This window comes from Mesorhizobium sp. NZP2077 (assembly GCF_013170805.1).
In the GTDB taxonomy this organism is placed as follows: domain Bacteria; phylum Pseudomonadota; class Alphaproteobacteria; order Rhizobiales; family Rhizobiaceae; genus Mesorhizobium.
The window spans coordinates 832,877-850,372 of the sequence record NZ_CP051293.1 but is presented as its reverse complement, the minus strand read 5'-3'; the positions used below and the strand labels follow the sequence as shown (position 1 = coordinate 850,372).

19 protein-coding genes are annotated in these 17,496 nt (G+C 63.9%); 11 read left to right on the top strand and 8 right to left on the bottom strand.

Annotation, left to right across the window (positions count from 1 at the left end; genetic code table 11):
- The first annotated feature begins 159 nt into the window (after window positions 1–159).
- Window positions 160–1,437 (top strand): polyhydroxyalkanoate depolymerase, encoded by a 1,278-nt coding sequence (locus tag HGP13_RS04025; protein ID WP_172221829.1) that lies wholly within the window; start codon window positions 160–162, stop codon window positions 1,435–1,437.
- Between the two features lie 158 nt (window positions 1,438–1,595).
- On the top strand, window positions 1,596–2,216 hold the full coding sequence (locus tag HGP13_RS04020) for a transglutaminase-like cysteine peptidase (protein ID WP_172221826.1): 621 nt from the start codon (window positions 1,596–1,598) through the stop codon (window positions 2,214–2,216).
- A gap of 214 nt (window positions 2,217–2,430) precedes the next feature.
- Here HGP13_RS04020 and HGP13_RS04015 read toward each other — a convergent pair whose 3' ends face one another.
- From HGP13_RS04015 to HGP13_RS04000, 4 genes are read right to left on the bottom strand one after another with little or no spacing between them, the layout of a single operon-like run.
- Window positions 2,431–2,799, bottom strand: a complete 369-nt coding sequence (locus HGP13_RS04015; protein WP_172221823.1) for a helix-turn-helix transcriptional regulator — start codon at window positions 2,797–2,799, stop codon at window positions 2,431–2,433.
- Window positions 2,800–2,824: 25 nt separating this feature from the next.
- Window positions 2,825–3,355, bottom strand: a complete 531-nt coding sequence (locus HGP13_RS04010; RefSeq protein ID WP_172221820.1) for a Smr/MutS family protein — start codon at window positions 3,353–3,355, stop codon at window positions 2,825–2,827.
- Complete coding sequence (locus tag HGP13_RS04005; RefSeq protein ID WP_172221817.1) at window positions 3,352–4,452, bottom strand: murein transglycosylase A; 1,101 nt, start codon at window positions 4,450–4,452, stop codon at window positions 3,352–3,354. The genes HGP13_RS04010 and HGP13_RS04005 overlap by 4 nt, the downstream gene beginning before the upstream one ends.
- A 22-nt stretch (window positions 4,453–4,474) precedes the next feature.
- Entirely contained in the window at window positions 4,475–5,182 is a 708-nt protein-coding gene (locus HGP13_RS04000; RefSeq protein WP_172221814.1) for a Tim44/TimA family putative adaptor protein, read from the bottom strand.
- A gap of 233 nt (window positions 5,183–5,415) precedes the next feature.
- On the opposite strand from HGP13_RS04000, the gene HGP13_RS03995 reads away from it, so the two are divergent.
- The 4 genes from HGP13_RS03995 to HGP13_RS03980 all read left to right on the top strand — a co-directional run bounded on the left by HGP13_RS03995 (window position 5,416) and on the right by HGP13_RS03980 (window position 9,375).
- The gene (locus HGP13_RS03995) at window positions 5,416–5,916 is read left to right on the top strand and encodes an FxsA family protein (RefSeq protein ID WP_172221811.1); all 501 of its coding nucleotides are present in this window, start codon (window positions 5,416–5,418) and stop codon (window positions 5,914–5,916) included.
- A gap of 258 nt (window positions 5,917–6,174) precedes the next feature.
- Complete coding sequence (gene secB, locus HGP13_RS03990) at window positions 6,175–6,678, top strand: protein-export chaperone SecB (RefSeq protein WP_172221808.1); 504 nt, start codon at window positions 6,175–6,177, stop codon at window positions 6,676–6,678.
- A 283-nt stretch (window positions 6,679–6,961) separates the two neighbouring features.
- Window positions 6,962–8,602 (top strand): ABC transporter substrate-binding protein, encoded by a 1,641-nt coding sequence (locus HGP13_RS03985; RefSeq protein WP_172221805.1) that lies wholly within the window; start codon window positions 6,962–6,964, stop codon window positions 8,600–8,602.
- A gap of 545 nt (window positions 8,603–9,147) precedes the next feature.
- Entirely contained in the window at window positions 9,148–9,375 is a 228-nt protein-coding gene (locus HGP13_RS03980) for a hypothetical protein (RefSeq protein WP_172221802.1), read from the top strand.
- 910 nt (window positions 9,376–10,285) lie between these two features.
- On the opposite strand, the gene lepA is transcribed toward HGP13_RS03980, so the two are convergent.
- The gene (gene lepA / locus HGP13_RS03975; protein WP_172221799.1) at window positions 10,286–12,091 is read right to left on the bottom strand and encodes a translation elongation factor 4; all 1,806 of its coding nucleotides are present in this window, start codon (window positions 12,089–12,091) and stop codon (window positions 10,286–10,288) included.
- A gap of 162 nt (window positions 12,092–12,253) precedes the next feature.
- Here lepA and HGP13_RS03970 point away from each other — a divergent pair, with 162 nt between their 5' ends.
- The 5 genes from HGP13_RS03970 to msrA all read left to right on the top strand — a co-directional run bounded on the left by HGP13_RS03970 (window position 12,254) and on the right by msrA (window position 16,147).
- Window positions 12,254–13,333 (top strand): pilus assembly protein TadG-related protein, encoded by a 1,080-nt coding sequence (locus HGP13_RS03970; RefSeq protein ID WP_172221796.1) that lies wholly within the window; start codon window positions 12,254–12,256, stop codon window positions 13,331–13,333.
- A gap of 323 nt (window positions 13,334–13,656) precedes the next feature.
- On the top strand, window positions 13,657–13,983 hold the full coding sequence (locus HGP13_RS03965; protein ID WP_172221793.1) for a hypothetical protein: 327 nt from the start codon (window positions 13,657–13,659) through the stop codon (window positions 13,981–13,983).
- A gap of 155 nt (window positions 13,984–14,138) precedes the next feature.
- Window positions 14,139–14,837, top strand: coding sequence for a DUF1223 domain-containing protein (locus HGP13_RS03960; RefSeq protein WP_172221790.1), 699 nt, complete (start codon window positions 14,139–14,141; stop codon window positions 14,835–14,837).
- An 85-nt stretch (window positions 14,838–14,922) separates the two neighbouring features.
- Entirely contained in the window at window positions 14,923–15,264 is a 342-nt protein-coding gene (locus HGP13_RS03955) for a hypothetical protein (protein WP_172221787.1), read from the top strand.
- 157 nt (window positions 15,265–15,421) lie between these two features.
- Entirely contained in the window at window positions 15,422–16,147 is a 726-nt protein-coding gene (msrA, locus tag HGP13_RS03950) for a peptide-methionine (S)-S-oxide reductase MsrA (protein WP_172221784.1), read from the top strand.
- A 171-nt stretch (window positions 16,148–16,318) separates the two neighbouring features.
- Here msrA and HGP13_RS03945 read toward each other — a convergent pair whose 3' ends face one another.
- The 3 genes from HGP13_RS03945 to HGP13_RS03935 all read right to left on the bottom strand — a co-directional run bounded on the left by HGP13_RS03945 (window position 16,319) and on the right by HGP13_RS03935 (window position 17,423).
- The gene (locus HGP13_RS03945; RefSeq protein ID WP_172221781.1) at window positions 16,319–16,819 is read right to left on the bottom strand and encodes a hypothetical protein; all 501 of its coding nucleotides are present in this window, start codon (window positions 16,817–16,819) and stop codon (window positions 16,319–16,321) included.
- Window positions 16,820–16,885: 66 nt separating this feature from the next.
- Complete coding sequence (locus HGP13_RS03940; RefSeq protein WP_172221778.1) at window positions 16,886–17,173, bottom strand: hypothetical protein; 288 nt, start codon at window positions 17,171–17,173, stop codon at window positions 16,886–16,888.
- On the bottom strand, window positions 17,151–17,423 hold the full coding sequence (locus tag HGP13_RS03935; protein WP_172221775.1) for a DUF4242 domain-containing protein: 273 nt from the start codon (window positions 17,421–17,423) through the stop codon (window positions 17,151–17,153). Before HGP13_RS03935 ends, HGP13_RS03940 begins: the two co-directional genes overlap by 23 nt.
- Between the last annotated feature and the right edge of the window lie 73 nt (window positions 17,424–17,496).

Below are 17,496 nucleotides of genomic sequence, written 5' to 3'. Positions count from 1 at the left end.
GCCATTCCAGGCGGATTTGCAAGCCTTTGGACGAAAGAACCATTGGTCACGCAACGTGACGTATTGCGTCGCAGCAATTAGTTGTTAACTTCGCCGCGAGACATTTAAGGCTCGGCGCTGCTCGTCGTCCCTTCGGTCGAGGCAGCAGCGGGGTTCTTTATGTTCTACCAGCTCTACGAAATGAACCACGCTGCCTTGCAGCCCGCGCGCCTTTACGCCGACGCGGTGCGGATGTTCTACTCCAACCCGCTCAATCCGTTTTCGCACACGCCCTGGGGCCGTTCGATCGCGGCGGGCGCCGAGCTGTTCGAACGCACCACGCGCCGCTACGGCAAGCCCACCTTCGGCCTCGACAAGACGGTCGTCGACTGGAAGAGCGTCGCGGTCACCGAGAAAACCGTCTGGTCGAAGCCGTTCTGCAATCTCGTCCGCTTCGAGCGCGCGGTGGCTGCTGGCCGCAAGCCGGATCCGAAGCTTCTGATCGTGGCGCCGATGTCGGGCCACTATGCCACGCTGCTGCGCGGCACGGTGGACGCCATGCTGCCCTATGCCGATGTCCACATCACCGACTGGGTCGACGCCCGCATGGTGCCGCTGGCCGACGGCAGCTTCGATCTCGACGACTATATCGACTACATCATCGACATGTTCCACGCGCTCGGACCCGACACCCATGTGATGGCGGTGTGCCAGCCTTCCGTGCCGGTTCTGGCGGCGGTGGCGCTGATGGAGGCCAAGGGCGACCCCTTCGTGCCTTCGACGATGACCCTGATGGGCGGCCCGATCGACACCCGCCGCAACCCGACCGCAGTCAACCTTTTGGCCGAGGAAAAGGGCATCGACTGGTTCCGCGGCAACGTCATCATGCGCGCGCCCTGGCCGGAGCCGGCCTTCGGCCGCGAGGTCTATCCCGGCTTCCTGCAGCTGTCCGGCTTCATGAGCATGAATCTCGACCGCCACATCGCCGCCCACAAGGACTTCTTCATGCACCTTGTGAAGCATGATGGCGACAATGCCGAGAAGCACCGCGACTTCTATGACGAATATCTGGCGGTCATGGACCTGACGGCGGAGTTCTACCTGCAGACCGTCGACACCGTCTTTGTTCGTCAGGCCTTGCCGAAGGGCGAGATGATGCATCGCGGCACCCGCATCGATCCGTCCGTTATTCGCAACGTCGCTCTGTTCACCGTCGAGGGCGAGAACGACGATATATCGGGCCTCGGCCAGACCAAGGCCGCGCAGGACCTCTGCGTCAACATTCCGGCCGAAAAGAAGGCCCACTACATGCAGCCGGCGGTCGGCCATTACGGCGTCTTCAACGGCTCGCGCTTCCGCTCCGAGATCGTGCCGCGCATCGTCGACTTCATCACCAGCTACGGCCGCCAGAACCGCGTCGCGGTGAAGCCGAGGCTGGTCCGCAGCGCCAAGCGATAAGCAATTCCGCGACAAAATCGGCCGTCAGGCCGATCCTGTTGCACATTAGACGCCCTTCCTCCCGCGGGTAACCATGCTGCAAATCAGGCCGTCGTCGTAATTGACACGGACTGTCAGTCGCCCTTAACGTTTCGTTAACAACAGGGTGAGCGGGGACAATGAATTCCTCAACAATGGCGAGAAGGCTGCGCTTGTGCACGGCTGCGGCCGGTCTGGCAGCCACGGCAGGCTGGATGACACCGGCAATGGCAGCCGGAGCGATGGCGACCGGGGGGCTGACCTCGCAGCCGATCGGCCATTATGATTTCTGCCAGCTGCACCCCGGCGAATGCTCGATCCGTCCGAGCAATCTGGCACCGGCCAGGATGACCAATGGGCTGATGAGCAAGCTCGCCGGCGTTACCGCCAGGGTCAACGCCGCCGTCAAGCCGATGAGCGACATGGACATCTACGGCAAGGACGAGGTCTGGGCCTATCCCGACAAGGGCGTCGGCGATTGCGAGGACTACGTGCTGGAAAAGCGCCGCCGGCTGTCCCACATGGGCATCTCGCTAGCCGATCTTCTCATCACCGTAGTGCGCAAGCCCGACGGTGAAGGCCATTCCGTGCTGACGGTGCGCACCGACAGGGGCGACTACGTGCTCGACAATCTGACCGACAAGGTCAAGGCCTGGGACCAGACCGGCTACCGCTTCCTCAAGCGGCAGGCGATCGACAATACCGGCCGCTGGGTCTCGATCCGCGGCGGCCAGCAGGTTCTGGTCGGGTCGGTGGAATAGGGACGCGTTCGCGGTCCCGCCGACGTCCTCTTCAGCAACGGCGGAGGTTGGCGCCGCCCCTCATTGCCCTGCCGGGCATGTCTCCCCGTATAGTGACGGGCGAAAGACGCCGCCATCGTCGCTTTCGCCAATTCATCAACGTCGTAAAACAACGCCAGCGGCGCGGCCACTCCCTTGGAGTGGACACTCGGCCGTCGCAATCCGGCAAAACCAGTTACTTCAGCCGGCCAAGTGCCGCGCGGATCGAGGCGGTGATGCGGCGCAGTTCCGCTTCGTCCAGCTTCTCGATGTTCTCGGCCAGAAGATTGGCGAGTTCGGTGGCGGCGGGGCTGAGGCCCGACGTATCGAGTTTTACGCGTGGATGCGAGGCCTCGGCCAAGCGCGCCAGTTCCTCGGCATCGTCCCAGATGACGTTGAAATAGCCGATGATCTTCTGGATTAGCGTCCAGGTCGGCGCGCCGCGCCTGCCATGCTCGAGCGCTGAGAGATAGGCGGCGCTGACACCGATCGCCGCCGCCATGTCCTTCTGGCTGACGCCGCGCTCGGCGCGCAGCGCCCGCAGCCTCTCGCCGAACGGCGTCATGCGCCCGGCCTCCCGGCGCCAGCGCTCATGCGCGCACCCGCCGCAGCCTGATATAGAGCGCGCCCGAGCCGCCATGATTGCGGGCGGCATGGTCGTGGCTGGAAACCAGCGGCCGGAACGCCGGCGTCGACAGCCAGGCCGGCACGGCGCGCCGCAAGACGCCGTCGCCGCCGGAGGACGACCCTTTGCCGGTGATGACCAGCACATAGCGGATGCCGCCGGCATGCGCGCGGTGCAAAAAGGAGAACAGCAGCGAATAGGCCTCGTCCTGCGTCATCCCGTGCAGGTCGACGCGGCCCTCGATCGGCAGCCGGCCTTTCGACAATTTGTCCAGCGTCGGATCATCGAGCCGGTGCGTGACATGCTGGACCTTCGGCTTCACCGCGCCCGGCGCATTGGCGGCGGGCTGGGCCGTCTGCGGCGCCGTCCGCTTGGCCTCGATGGCCAGGTCGGGAATATCGACCGAAATCCTGCCCTTGAGCGGCTTGGCCGTGCGCGCCACCAGGTTCCACAGCACCCGGTCGTCTTCGCTCAGCCTGTCCGGGCGCTTGCTCATCTGGCGCCCCCGGCCAGCGCGCGCGGCACCAGCGCGTAAAAATCCGCCGCATTGCGCACCACGCCGGCGATCTCGCCGGCGGCATCGCCCGAGCCGGCGAAGAGATCACCGCGCGCCGGCCCGGTGATGGCCGAGCCGGTGTCCTGCGCGATCATCAGCCGCCGGAATGGGTTTTTGTCGAAAGCGGTCAGCGTCGGCGCGTCGATATGGAAAGGCGTGCCGAATGTGTGCAGCAGCCGGTCGACGGCGACCGAGCGGCCCGGCGTCAGCGGCACCTTGGCGGCGGCGATCGGACCGAGCGCCGCGTCCTCCACTTGAGCTTCGCGGAAGAAGATGTAGGAGCGGTTCTGCCACAGGATCTCGTCGACCCGGTCCGGATGCGCCTTGAACCAGGCGCGGATCGACTGCATCGTCACTTCGGCGAGCGGGATTTCGCCCAGTTCGCTCAGCACCTTGCCCGGCCCGGTAAAACGCTGGCCGGACTTGGCGGCGTAGGTGACGCGGCGAAGCCGGCCGTCTGTCATGGAGAGCCGCGCCGCCCCTTGCACATGGATGAAGAAGGCGTCGACCTTGTCGGCCAGCCAGGCGATCTCCAGCCCTTGGCCTTCAAGCGCGCCGCGCTCGATGGCGCCACGGTCCGGATATTCAGCCAATCCATCCGTAAGCCTGCGTGCGAAGGCAAGATAAGAATCCATCCCCTGCGGCCGGTTGGCGTCGTCGACATCGACGAGATCGGCGGGACGCGACATGAGCGGCACGGCAAACCGGTCCGTGCGCACCGGCGACGCCTCGACCTGCGGCTCGTAGAAGCCGGTGACGAGCCCGGCGCCGGTTTCGGCGCGGACCAGCATGGGCACGAAATGGCGCTCGAAGAAAGCTCGCGCCTCCGCCCGGTTCGTGGGCGGTGCACTGCGCGCCTGCGCATACGCCTCGGCAAAGGCGCCGAAATCGACGCCGAGCGCGCCGCTGCGATAGGGCTTTACCGGCACATGGAAGGCGGAGCGGCGAAAAGCGTCGAAGGCCGGCAGATGGTCGTCGTCGCCCCAGCCGGGGAGATCATCGAAAGACTTTGCCGTAAAGAGAGGCGATAGCGACACCGGAGCCCCGCTCTGTCTGGGCTCAGTCTTCTTCTTCGGTGGCGACGAGCTTCCAGTTCGGATCGCGCGAGCGCGTGTCGCGGGCGAAGGTCCAGACATCCTTGACCTCGGCCACGGTTTCCGGATCGCCGTCGATGACGGCGCCAGCCTTGTCGCGCGTCGCCGAAATCAGCTCGCTGATGATGCGCAGCGTCACATGCGCCTCGCCGCCCTTCATCTCGGCCGAGACGATGTCGGCCTTGTCGATGCCGACGAAGGAGGACTGGATCTTTTCCGCCTTGGCCTCGCGTTCGCCGATCGCTGCGACAAAACCGTCGAAAACCTCGCGCGACAACAGGTTCTTCAGCGTTTTGCGGTCGCCGTCGGCATAGGCCATGACGATCATCTCATAGGCCATCTTGGCGCCGTCGATGAAACCCTTGGGATCGAAGGACGGATCATTGTCCTTGATTGCGCGCAGCCCCTTGTTGAGATCGGTGTCCGGCTTGGCGAAAGCGTCGATCGCCGTATAGGCGTCGGCCGGCGCCGGCTCACCGGGCAGACGCTTGCGCGGCAGCGAAACGACATTCTCGGGCTTCTGCGTGGCGTCCTTGTCGGTGCGCGCCGCCGTGTAGGGATCGAAAGGCGGCCGCTCGCTACCGGTCCGACGGCCCAGCACGTTGCGCAGCTGGAAGAAGATCACCACCGCCGCGATCAGGAAGAAAATCGTGCCGAAGTCGAAGAATCCCATATCTTCCGCCAATCAATCCCTGCCTGGAGGCCGGACCATCCAGCCAACAGGCCGCGGTCGCATAGCGTTCAACATTCAAAGCATATAGAACGCAAGGTGCAATCATTCAAATCAAAGGCAGGCATACCTATCTAACAGCCACAGTGCCAGCGGCGATTGGCCGCCGACGGGCCAAAACAATCGAAACGACCAAAACGACCGAAAAGGTTGCCCAAGGAAAAGGTTGCCAAGACTTGCGTATTTCGCTGCTTCCCTTTTTTCTTCTCGCCCTGCCGCTGCTGGAAATCGCCGGTTTCGTCATCGTCGGCCGTGAGGTCGGCGCGCTGGCGACGGTCGGCCTGGTGCTGGCTTCGAGCATTGCCGGCGTGCTTTTGCTCAGGCACCAGGGTTTCGGCGTCATGGCGCGGGTGCGCGCCGAGATGGACGCCGGCCATGATCCCAGCCGCCATCTTGCCCACGGCGCCATGATCGTGGTCGCCGCGATCCTGCTGATCATCCCCGGCTTCATCACCGACATTATCGGCCTGCTGCTGTTCCTGCCGCCGGTGCGCGACCTCGCCTGGCGCCGGTTCAAGGGCCGCATCGTCGTCGCCACCGATTTCTCGGCCGGCGGTTTTCGCGGCCGCCAGCGCGACAAGGTCATCGACCTCGAAGACGGCGACTATTCGCGCGAGGATGATTTCAAGCGCGGACCCGACCACAACTCGCCCTGGCGGCGTCTGAAGGACGATTGAGACTGTATCGATTTTCAGGTGATGCCGGTCTGCAAATGGCGGCTTCCTGCGCTTCCGGTGCTCACGTACTTCAAGTACGCTCCGCTCCGGTTCTCGGAAACCACCATTTTCGACTCGGCCTGACCTGAATCTCGACACAGTCTGGGTCACCTGCCGTCGCAAGGCGGCAAACCTTGTCTTGTCCTGTTGGCCATGCTAGCCAACGCCCGATTTCAATTCGGTCAGCAACGCTGCCCAGGGGAAAAGGATTTGAGGCTCATGGCCAGCAATGATGACGCGCCAGCCGGCGCGGCCAACGGAAACGGCAACACGGCGGCGCAGCCGTCGCTCAACGTGCTCGCCCAGTATGTGAAGGATCTGTCCTTCGAAAGCCCCGGCGCGCCGAACTCGCTGCGCGGCCGCGACAAGGCCCCCGGCATCGCCATCAACGTCAATGTCAACGCCAACCCTCTCTCCGACAAGCAGTTCGACGTCAATCTGACGCTGAACGCCAAGGCCTCCTTCGACCAGGAAGTGCTGTTCAACGTCGAGCTGGTCTATGGCGGCGTCTTCGCCATTTCGGGCTTCCCGCAGGAGCACATGCTGCCGATCCTGTTCATCGAATGCCCGCGCCTTTTGTTCCCCTTCGCCCGCCAGATCATCGCCGAAGCCACCCGCAATGGCGGCTTCCCGCCGCTAATGCTCGACCCGATCGACTTCGCGCAGATGTTCCAGCAGAAGATCGCCGAAGACCAGGCCGCGTCGCAGGTCAAGGTCAGCTGAGGCTTCTCCTTCGCGTTTCTGAAAAACCCGGCCTCGCGCCGGGTTTTTTGTTAGGGGCCACCCCTCGACTTCGTCATCCTCGGGTCTCGGCGCCGCCGCTGCCGCCCCTTGCTCCGCCCGTCGATGACGACGTTGCGGAACACCGCACAAGCTCTGCGGATTCCAGAACACTTCCCAACGTCACCTCACCCTATCATCGCCGCCTCAGGCAAAGGCGTCCCGGCGGTCGCAGCCGCCCCCGCGTACGCGACCAGTCGGGGCGCCCAACGATAAGGGAACGACGATGAAATTCATGCTGACCGACCGCAAACTGCACCCGCAAGCCAAGCCCGTCGCCGACGATTTCAAGAAGGGCGGCATCAACCGCCGCGAATATTTTGCCCTCATGGCCGGCCTCGGCGTCAGCGCCGCCGGCGCGCTTGCCCTTGGCGGTCTGACCGCGACGCCTGCCCGTGCCGCCGCGCCCAAGAAGGGCGGCACCTTGCGCGTCGCCATGAACGTCAAGGGCTTCAAGGACCCGCGCACCTTCGACGGCGTCGAAATGTCCAACGTCGCCCGCCACTGCAACGAATATCTGGTGCGCTGGAACACCGATTTTTCCTTCGAGCCCTGGCTGTTGGAAAAATGGGAGATGAGCGACGACGCCAAGACGCTCACACTTCACGTGCGCAACGGCATTTCCTGGTCGAATGGCGACGCCTTCAACGCCGACGATGTCGTCCACAACCTCGCCCGCTGGTGCGAGGCCGGCGTCGCCGGCAATTCGGTCGCCGCACGCATGGGCGCGCTGGTCAATGCCGACACCAAGAAGGTGGTCGATGGCGGCATCGAGAAGGTCGACGACTTCACCATCAAGCTCAACCTGCCCAAACCCGACATTTCGCTGATCGCCGGCATGGCCGACTACCCCGCGCTGATCATGCACCGCTCCTACGACGGCGACGGCTCCCCGATGAAGGCGCTCGCCATCACCACCGGCCCCTGCGAATTGGTGAAATGGGACGCCGAGACCGGCGCCGAGGTGAAGCGCAAGGACAAGCCGTGGTGGAAGGGCGAATTCTGGCTCGATGGCATCCAGTGGATCGACTACGGCTCCGACCCCAACGCCATGCTGTCGGCCTTCGAATCCGGCGAGATCGACACCGACCACGAAACCGCCTCCGATGCCGTCTCGCAGACCGACAAGATGGGGCTGAAGAATTCCGAGATCGCCACCGGCTCCACCATCGTCGCCCGCTTCAACATCGGCAACGCGCCTTATGACGACGTCAAGCTGCGCCGCGCCGCCCAGCTCGCCGTCGACAATGCCGCCGTGCTGCAGCTCGGCCTCGATGGCCGCGGCAAACCCGCCGACAACCACCATGTCGGCCCCATGCATCCCGAATATGCCGATATCGGCCCGGCCAAACGCGACATGGACGAGGCGAAGAAACTGCTCACCGCCTCCGGCAAACCGGACCATGAATATGAGCTGATCTCGGTCGACGTCGAATGGCAAAAGAGCACCGCCGACGCCATCTCGGCGCAGATGCGCGAGGCCGGCCTCAAGATCAAGCGCACCGTGCTGCCCGCCGCCACCTTCTGGAACGATTGGAGCAAATATCCTTTCTCCTGCACCGAATGGCTGGGCCGCCCGCTCGGCGTCCAGGTGCTCGCGCTCGCCTACAAATCGGGCGCCGCCTGGAACGAAAGCGCCTACGCCAGCAAGGAGTTCGACGACCTCCTCGACAAGGCGCTGGCCACGCCGGACGCCAAGGCGCGCAAGGAGATCATGGCCGGCATCGAGAAGAATCTGCGCGACAGCGGCATCATCATCCAACCCTACTGGCGCTCGGTGTACCGGACCTATCGCAAGGGCGTGGAAGGCTGCGAGCAGCACCAGGCGCTCGAGCAGCACTTTGAGAAGGTTTGGATTGAGGGGTGAGGCGTCGACGCTTCTGCCTTCTCCCCCTGTGGGGTGAGAGGCGGTCCGCGTCAGCGGACGGAAAGCCAATTGCTTGGCTTTCCGAGCCTCGAACGCCCTGAGCCTGCGAAGGGCCGGGGCGCTGGCGCTGCGTTGGTCTTTCCTTCTCCCCTTGTGGGGCCCGAAGGGCGGGCGAGGCGCGTGACTCGCCCAGGGCGGTGGATTGCCGCGAAGCGGCAAGACGGATGAGGGGTGCTCCAGCTTGACGCCACGTCAATAGTCACGAGACCGAACCAGAAAGCACCAACGCCTCACTCCGCTGGAACACCCCTCATCCGTCTCGGCGCTGTCGCGCCGATCCACCTTCCCCCACAAGGGGGGAAGGCAAGGCCGAGCCAGCGCCCCATCTCCCACACCCCAACATTTCATGTACGACGCAAAGCGTGCGACGCCGGGCGGTGGACCGCCGCCGCCACAGGGCGCATGGTTGCGCTGTCGCCGGCCACTCAATGGGCGCTGGTGCTTGAGAGTGTCAGCGTACTCCCGCCCTTGTCGGGAGCAATGCAATGGAAGACCCCACCGGGCCGCAACTCACTTTCCATGCGTTGCGCAGGGCGTTCCAGACCTCCATTGCCGAACACCTCATCCCCGAGGCGCAATGGGCTGATCATTGCAAGGCCCTGCTGCGCGAACGCACGGGCAGGGCGCATGTCGACAGCGGCCTGGTCAACTGGATTGTTCGCGGCGAGATGGCCGGGCGCATGCAGGGAAGTGGCCGGCGCGCATGCCGGTGAAGACAATTGCCTGAGTCCCGCGCCGGCCACTGGCGACCTGATAAAAGGTCCGCCGCCCGATTTGTGTAGCTGGCGATGGGGGCCCGATCAACCAAGCCGGGATGCTTGGTACGGTTTCGTACAAAACTTGCTGTGGTGCGGGAGAGCGGCTGGCGGCGAACGGCTGGAAGAAGCGGCCGTTAAGCGCCGGGAGGCCCGCCCGGCAGGGCGGGCCTTGAAGCGGAGCCTGTTATTTGCAGGGCTGCGATATCGGGCAGGTTACAGCCGTCACCGCCGAAAGCTTCTCGCGCCTGTTCAGCGTCGGCTTTTCATAGATCTTTTTCATGGACAGTTCCCCTTAGCCCCCAATGGCCGGGGCCCAAAGGCGCTGGTATTGGCGCGATGTCAATGCGGGGGCGCTCTTCGGGGCAGGTGAAGCGCGGTCCTCCCTTCTCCCCTTGTGGGGCCCGAAGGGCGGGCGAGGCCCGTGACTCGCCCAGGGCGGTGGCCTCGCGAAGCGAGGTCGGATGGTTCCAGCTTGGCAATAACGTCAAACAGTTACGAAATCGAACCAGAAAACACCAACGCCTCACTCCGCTGGAGCACCCCTCATCCGTCTCGGCGCTGCGCGCCGATCCACCTTCCCCCCACAAGGGGGGGGAAGGTGGAGGCCCCCTCACCGCCCAGCCCTCACCAGCGTCCAGATCCATCCAACAAAAGTCAGCACCAGGAACGGATAGCCGGCGGCGGGCAGCGGCGCCGAGGTCGGCAGCGAAGGTGGGTCGCTGTGACCTGGAAGAAGTACCTCGCTCGCACCGTCAGCGCCGCGCTGGCGGGGGGCCCGCTGCCTCCGGCAGCTCCCCCGCTTTCGAAGCCTGTCATCGATCCACCGGATCGATGACTTGGCGCGCTGTGCGCGCCAACCGGCTTCTCAATCCCCCATCTTCAGCGCCTGGATAAACGCCTCCTGCGGAATATCGACCTTCCCGAACTGCCGCATCCGCTTCTTGCCTTCTTTCTGCTTGTCCAGCAGCTTGCGTTTGCGCGAGACGTCGCCGCCGTAGCATTTGGCGGTCACGTCCTTGCGCAGCGCCGAGATGGTTTCGCGGGCGATGACCTTGCCGCCGATTGCCGCCTGGACCGGGATCTTGAACAGATGGTTGGGGATCAGCTCCTTCAGCTTCTCGACCATCTGCCGGCCGCGCTTTTCCGCCGCCGTGCGGTGCACCAGCATCGACAGCGCGTCGACCGGCTCCTCATTGACCAGGATCGACATTTTTACGAGGTCGCCCTCGCGATAGTCGGTCAGGTGATAGTCGAACGAGGCGTAGCCCTTGGAGATCGACTTCAGCCGGTCGTAGAAATCGAAGACCACTTCGTTGAGCGGCAGATCGTAGGTCAGCATGGCGCGCTTGCCGACATAGGACAGGTCGGCCTGGATGCCGCGCCGGTCCTGGCAGAGCTTTAGAATACCGCCGAGATAGTCGTCGGGGGTCAGGATGGTGGCGCGGATCCACGGCTCCTCTATCGACGCGATCTTCACCACGTCGGGCATGTCGGCCGGGTTGTGCAGCTCCTTCTCCGTGCCGTCATTGAGCTGCAGCCGGTAGACGACGGATGGCGCGGTGGCGATCAGGTCGAGGTTGAACTCGCGCTCCAGCCGCTCCTGGATGATTTCGAGATGCAGCAGGCCGAGGAAGCCGCAGCGATAGCCGAAGCCGAGCGCGGCACTGGTTTCCATTTCATAAGAGAAGGAAGCGTCGTTGAGGCGCAATTTGCCGACGGCGGCGCGCAGATCCTCGAAATCGGCGGCGTCGACCGGGAACAGGCCGCAGAACACCACCGGCTGCGCCGGCTTGAAGCCGGGCAGGGCTGTTGCCGTCTGGCGCTTGTCCTCGGTGATGGTGTCGCCGACGCGTGTGTCGGCCACTTCCTTGATCGAGCCGGTGAAGAAGCCGAACTCGCCGGGGCCGAGTTCGTCGACATTGATGCGGGCCGGCGTGAACACGCCGGTGCGCTCGACCAGGTGCTTGGCGCCGGTGCCCATCATGCGGATGGTCTGGCCCTTCTTCAAAACGCCGTCGATGATGCGCACCAGGACGATGACGCCGAGATAGGCGTCGTACCAGCTGTCGACCAGCATCGCCTTCAACGGTGCAGTCGCATCGCCTTCGCGCGGCGGCGGCAATTGGTGGACGATGGCTTCGAGCACATCTGGAATGCCAAGCCCGGTCTTGGCCGAGATCAGCACGGCGTTGGAGGCGTCGATGCCGATCACCTCCTCGACCTGCTCGCGGATGCGCTCCGGCTCGGCGGCCGGCAGGTCGACCTTGTTCAGCACCACGACGATCTCGTGATTGTTGTCGATCGCCTGGTAGACATTGGCCAGCGTCTGCGCCTCGACGCCCTGCGAAGCGTCGACGACCAGCAGCGAGCCCTCGCAGGCGGCCAGCGAACGCGACACTTCATAGGCGAAGTCGACATGTCCCGGCGTGTCGATCAGGTTGAGGATATAGTCCTCGCCATTGTTGGCGCGGTATTTCAGCCGCACCGTCTGCGCCTTGATGGTGATGCCGCGCTCGCGCTCGATATCCATCGAGTCCAGCACCTGCTCCTTCATGTCGCGCAGCTCCAGCCCGCCTGTGGACTGGATCAGCCGGTCGGCAAGCGTGGATTTGCCATGGTCGATATGGGCGACAATGGAGAAATTGCGGATGTGATCGAGGGGCGTGCTCATCCGCGCGCTTTAGCAGGGGCGGAAAGCTGCGGCAAGCGGCGGCCTTTGCCGACCATTTCTGCCGCATTGCGGGAAAATCAATAAACTTTAACCAAATGCGTTAGAGCATAATTTTATACCCGTATGTTAGTTCTGCGAAATGTTACGTTGAAAGGGCAGGAAATGCGGGGGATTGCAGTCAGGTTCATGGAGTCGCGCAGCGGCTCGATAATGCCGTTGTTCTTTCTCATGCTGGTGCCGGTTATATCCGCGGTCGGCTTCTCGGTCGACTATACCAGCGCGATCCAGACCCGGTCCAACCAGCAGCAGGCGCTGGATGCCGCGCTGCTGTCGATCACCACCATGGACACCACCTCGACGCTGGCGCAGCGTCAGGCGGCGCTGCAGGATTCTTTCAACGCCAATGGTGGCCAGGGCACTGCGACGCTGAACAGTTTTGTGGCTGGTACCACCACCGCCGCCGCCACCGGCCAGGCCTCGGCAAGTTTCTCCATGCCGACCATTTTCATGAAGATCGCCAGGATCGACACCGTGCCGGTTGCCGTCGTGTCGGCGGTCAGCAAGCCGCCGGCGCTGGTCAATGCGACCTTCAAGATCACCAAGGTGTCGGGCTGGTGGAACAAGACGATGACGCTCTACGGCACGCAATTTGGAGCGACGTCGGCCAAGTCGCTGATGTCTATCGAGTATACCTATAACGGCTTCGGGGATCCGAAGGGGTACGGCACCACGAACGTGTATACGATCACCAACAATGGTGGCGCGGACATCAAGACGCTCGTCCAGTCGCAAGTTTGCACCACCGCCATCGTGAGCACTTTCACCGGTTTGCCCGCCGATGCGATCCTCCAGACCAGTGGTAGCAGAAAATATTCCACAACCTGCGTCAACACCATGTATCCAGCCAACGGCGCCGGCGCGTCGATCGATGTCAGCCAGATGGGTGGCCTCTCTCTGCAGATGTACGTGCCATCGGGCAACCCGCAATACCTTAAATCGGACGATGCGAGCACCTCCAACCGACTCTACAACGGGGTGGACGCGAACGCCCTGACCGAGACCGCGACCGGGACGAAGGTCGACATCTTCTCCATCGTGCCTTGTGGCGTCACCAGCTATCAAGCCTGGGAAGACGGTGGCACAACGGTGCCGACTCCGTCCTCGAATGCCGACTTTTTCTACAACGTCACCGGCAAGTGCGACTTCAACAAGCGGCCCTCGGACACGGCGCTGACGCAGTAAGAACGCTGCCGATCTCCCCCTCGAGGGGAGATGTCGCCGAAGGCGACAGAGGGGGTCGCCGCGCGTAGAGCGCCAGCCTCCAGCCCTGGCGTTAGGGGCGCGGTTTTCCCTTCTCCCCCTTGTGGGAGAAGGTGTCGCCGAAGGCGACGGATGAGGGGGTGCTCCAGGGAACGCCATCGTCTCACTCCGCTGGAACACCCCTCATCCGTCTCGCCGCTGCGCGGCGATCCACCTTCTCCCACAAGGGAAGAAGGAGGAGGCGCCTTGTGGGCCTGGGTCGGCATGGCCTAGCGTGCGGTGCGTCAGCTCCTGGAGAAAACCCGATGTCAGAGCCCGTGCTGCGTGTGTCCATCTTGCGCTGCGATGCCACGAAGTTTGCACTGTTGCGAGAGATGATGCTGGAGGCCGAGGCTGCGCTTCGGCCCGGCATCGAGGCCATGCCAGGGCTGCTCACCTTCTACGCCGGCGCCGACGAGGCGACACTGTCGCTGATCAACACCAGCGTCTGGGACACGCTCGAGCACGCCAGGCAGCTCGATACCTTCCAGCCCATGCTGGATGCAGGAAAGCGATTTGTCGCCGAAGGCGCAATTTTTGAGCGGCCGATCATGCACTACACATCACTGTGGCGTTTTGGGCAGCGCGCATAGGCCTGGCGCCATGGCGCTTCTCCCTTATCCCCCCGGGGACGAAGGAAGAAGGCGCCGTGATCACAAACCGGTGAGCGCTGTAACGAAGCGGCAAACGGCAGCGAAGTGGGGGAATGACCGGCGCATTTGAGCGCCGTCCCACACGGAGCCAGCCGATGCCGAGAGCCAGAAAATTCGCCGCGTTGTCCAGCCTGGGCGCGCTGGCGCTCGCCGCCTCGCTCGGTGCCGCCGCCGCGCAGCCGCTCAGCGTCGTCGAGCTGTTCACCAGCCAGGGCTGCTCGTCCTGCCCGCCGGCCAACGCCAACCTCATCAAGGTCAAGGACCAGCCCGGCGTGCTGGCACTGTCCTTCAACGTCACCTACTGGGATTATCTCGGCTGGAAGGACACGTTCGGCAAACAGGAATTCACCCAGCGCCAGGTGTCCTACGAACCGCCGCTCGGCCATGACGGGCCGTTCACGCCGCAAGTCGTGGTCAACGGCCACGCCGATGTCGTCGGCGCCGCGCCCGGCGAAATCCAGCATCTGATCGCGGCGACGGACAAGACCGGCGGCCCCTCGCTGTCGCTTGGCGGCGGCAAGGTCTCGATCGGCGCCGGCGCTGTGCCGGGCGGCAAGGCCGATGTCTGGCTGGTGCGCTACACCAAGGGCGTCGTGCAGGTGCCGGTGGCGCGTGGCGAAAACACCGGCCGCACACTGCCGCATGCCAATGTCGTGCATGCGCTGACAAAACTCGGCAGCTGGACCGGCGACGCCACCGCCTATCCGCTGCCCGCCGAGTCCGGGGGCTTGAGCACCGCCGTGCTGGTGCAATCACCAGGCGGCGGACCGATCCTGGCCGCTGCCACCAACTGATCATCCCTTTTATCGCGCGGGGCCGTGGAACGCGGCAGCGCATCACCCGGCCCGCTTCCGCGCGCCAAAACCCAAGGAGACTCTCGTGAACAAGTACCTGACCCTGCCGGCGCTCGCCTTCGCCCTTTCGGCCGCCGTTTTCGTCGCCGGCGCCCGCGCCAACGACACGACCGACGCGATGAAGCCCGCCAATGCGATTACCACCGACGCCATAAAGCCGGCGACAGATGCCATGAAGCCGGCGGATGCCATGAAGCCCGCGACCGACGCGATGAAGCCTGCCGACCCGATGGCCACCAATGCCATGAAACCGGCAACCGATGCCATGAAGCCAGCGGCGGATGCGATGAAGCCGGCCGCTGATGCCATGAAACCGGCGACCGATGCGATGAAGCCGGCAATGGATGCCACGGCACCGGCCAATTGAGATTGGCCCTGGCCTTCTGTCCCCGGCGGTCTCTGTCCAGCCGGGGACAGTTTATGGAGCATCGCACGAATGTGAGACTGCGCCGCAACTCGCGCATCGCGTCATCGTAGCTGATCCAGTAGACTGATCCCAAATGGAAGCCATGAGGAGTGCAACCATGACCAATACCAAGAACCGTTCAATCGGCTTTGTCAGAGGCACGCTGGCAGCGATGGCCTTTGCTGCAGCCGGCGCCGCTTTCTGGCTGACTCCCGCCGTCTCGGCGGAAGACGCTGTCGTCATCCCGCCGCCGGCGCTCGACGAAAAGGCAGCCTCGAGCAGCGAGACGGCGATCTTCGCCGGCGGCTGCTTCTGGGGCGTGCAGGGCGTGTTCCAGCACGTCAAGGGCGTCAGCCAGGCCGTCTCCGGCTACACCGGCGGCGCCAAGGATGACGCCGTCTACGAGACCGTCGGCACCGGCCGCACCGGCCATGCCGAATCCGTCGAGATCACCTATGATCCCTCGAAGGTCACCTATGGCCAGCTGCTGCAGGTCTATTTCTCGGTCGCCCACAATCCGACGCAGCTGAACTACCAGGGTCCGGACTCCGGCACCCAGTACCGCTCGACGATCTTCGCCGAAAACGACGCGCAGAAGAAGATCGCGCAGAGCTACATCGACCAGCTCGACAAGGCCAAGCTCTATCCGGCACCAATCGTCACCACGATCGAGACCGGCAAGACGTTCTACCCGGCTGAGAACTACCACCAGGACTTTCTGACGCTGAACCCGACCTATCCCTACATCGTCTACAACGACCTGCCCAAGGTGGCGAACCTGAAGCAGCTGTTCCCGGCGCTGTACAGCGACAAGCCGGTGCTGGTGCTGTCGGCGAGCAATTGAGGCTTGGTTATCTCCCCCTCGAGGGGGAGATGGCCGCGAAGCGGCCAGAGGGGGTCGGTCCGACCGGGCTCGGCCCCTTGCGACAGAAGGAGGCTAGCGCTTCACGCGCGGCGACCCCCTCTGTCGCCTTTGGCGACATCTCCCCCTCGAGGGGGGAGATTCGCGCCCCTGTTACATGGCCTTCATCGCGTCGCACGACACATCGGGATTCATGTCGGCGAAGGTGCCGGTGGGGTTCTTCTTCCAGGCCCAGACATGCAGCTCATAGAAGGCGCCCAGGCCGTAACGGTTGGGCGTGCTGTTGAAGTTGAACAGCTGTCCCTCGAGCGAGGCCGGGCCTTTCGATGTGATGTACTCCACCGCCACCAGCTTCAGCTTGCCGTCCGCCATCGGCTCGTACATCACCGCTTCCGGCTTCGCCAGATCGACGGCATCGTCCTTCAGGTAGGCCGCGTTGACATAGTGGATGCCCATGGCGCCGCCGGTGATGCCGCTGGCACAAGGGATCGGCGCATAGCCATCAGCGGTCGCCATCGCCACATTCTCGAAACGGCTGTTGGCTGCCCGCACTTTCTCATCCAGCGTGCCGGTATCATGGGCATTCGCCGCCGTGGCCGCGATCGACAGGATCGACAGGTTGATGAGGTGTTTCGTCCACAGATGGATGTTCATCTTCTCTCCTCGTTGTTGATGCGCGGGAGCAGCCGCTCCCGCCGCGACGTCGGATGGCTGCGCGTCTCAGTGGTTCCGGGTGAAGTCCCAGTACTGCGGCAGCTCCTCGAGCTCCGGCAGGCCGATGTCGCGTCTCAGATAGTCGTCCTGCGGAGGCAACCGGCGCCGATTCTTGCGCCATGGTGCGAACAGCAGCGAGGCAAGCCACCGGAGAATCCGGCCCAGTAGCGGGCCTCGTCCGACTGGTCTCGCACCCGCCGACACCGCGCTGGGCGCGTTGTCAGGCAAGCCGCCACCGCTGCGAAGGGCAGTTGGATGGTCATTGTCGGGATCAACGGTAAAAGTAAGGGTCAAGGACCCGCACCTCCGTGATCTTGTCGACCGGCAGCGCGTTCTTCTGGGCGGTGCTGCGGATCGCCTCGGGCGACGGCGCATCATAAATGCAGAAGCTCTGCTTCTTGTCGGGCGAGACGAAGGACTGCACCCAGGTCACACCTTTTTCGGCGTTGCGCATGATGACGCCGCCCAGCGCATCGGCGCCGACATCGTTCATCGGTACGCTGAGGCCATTTGGAAATGTGCGTTCAACTACATAGCGAGGCATATTGGATTTCCCTTTTGTGTTGATTCACGCTCGATTTGAGCGCGGCCGGACATTGATCACGCTCGCAAAGGGC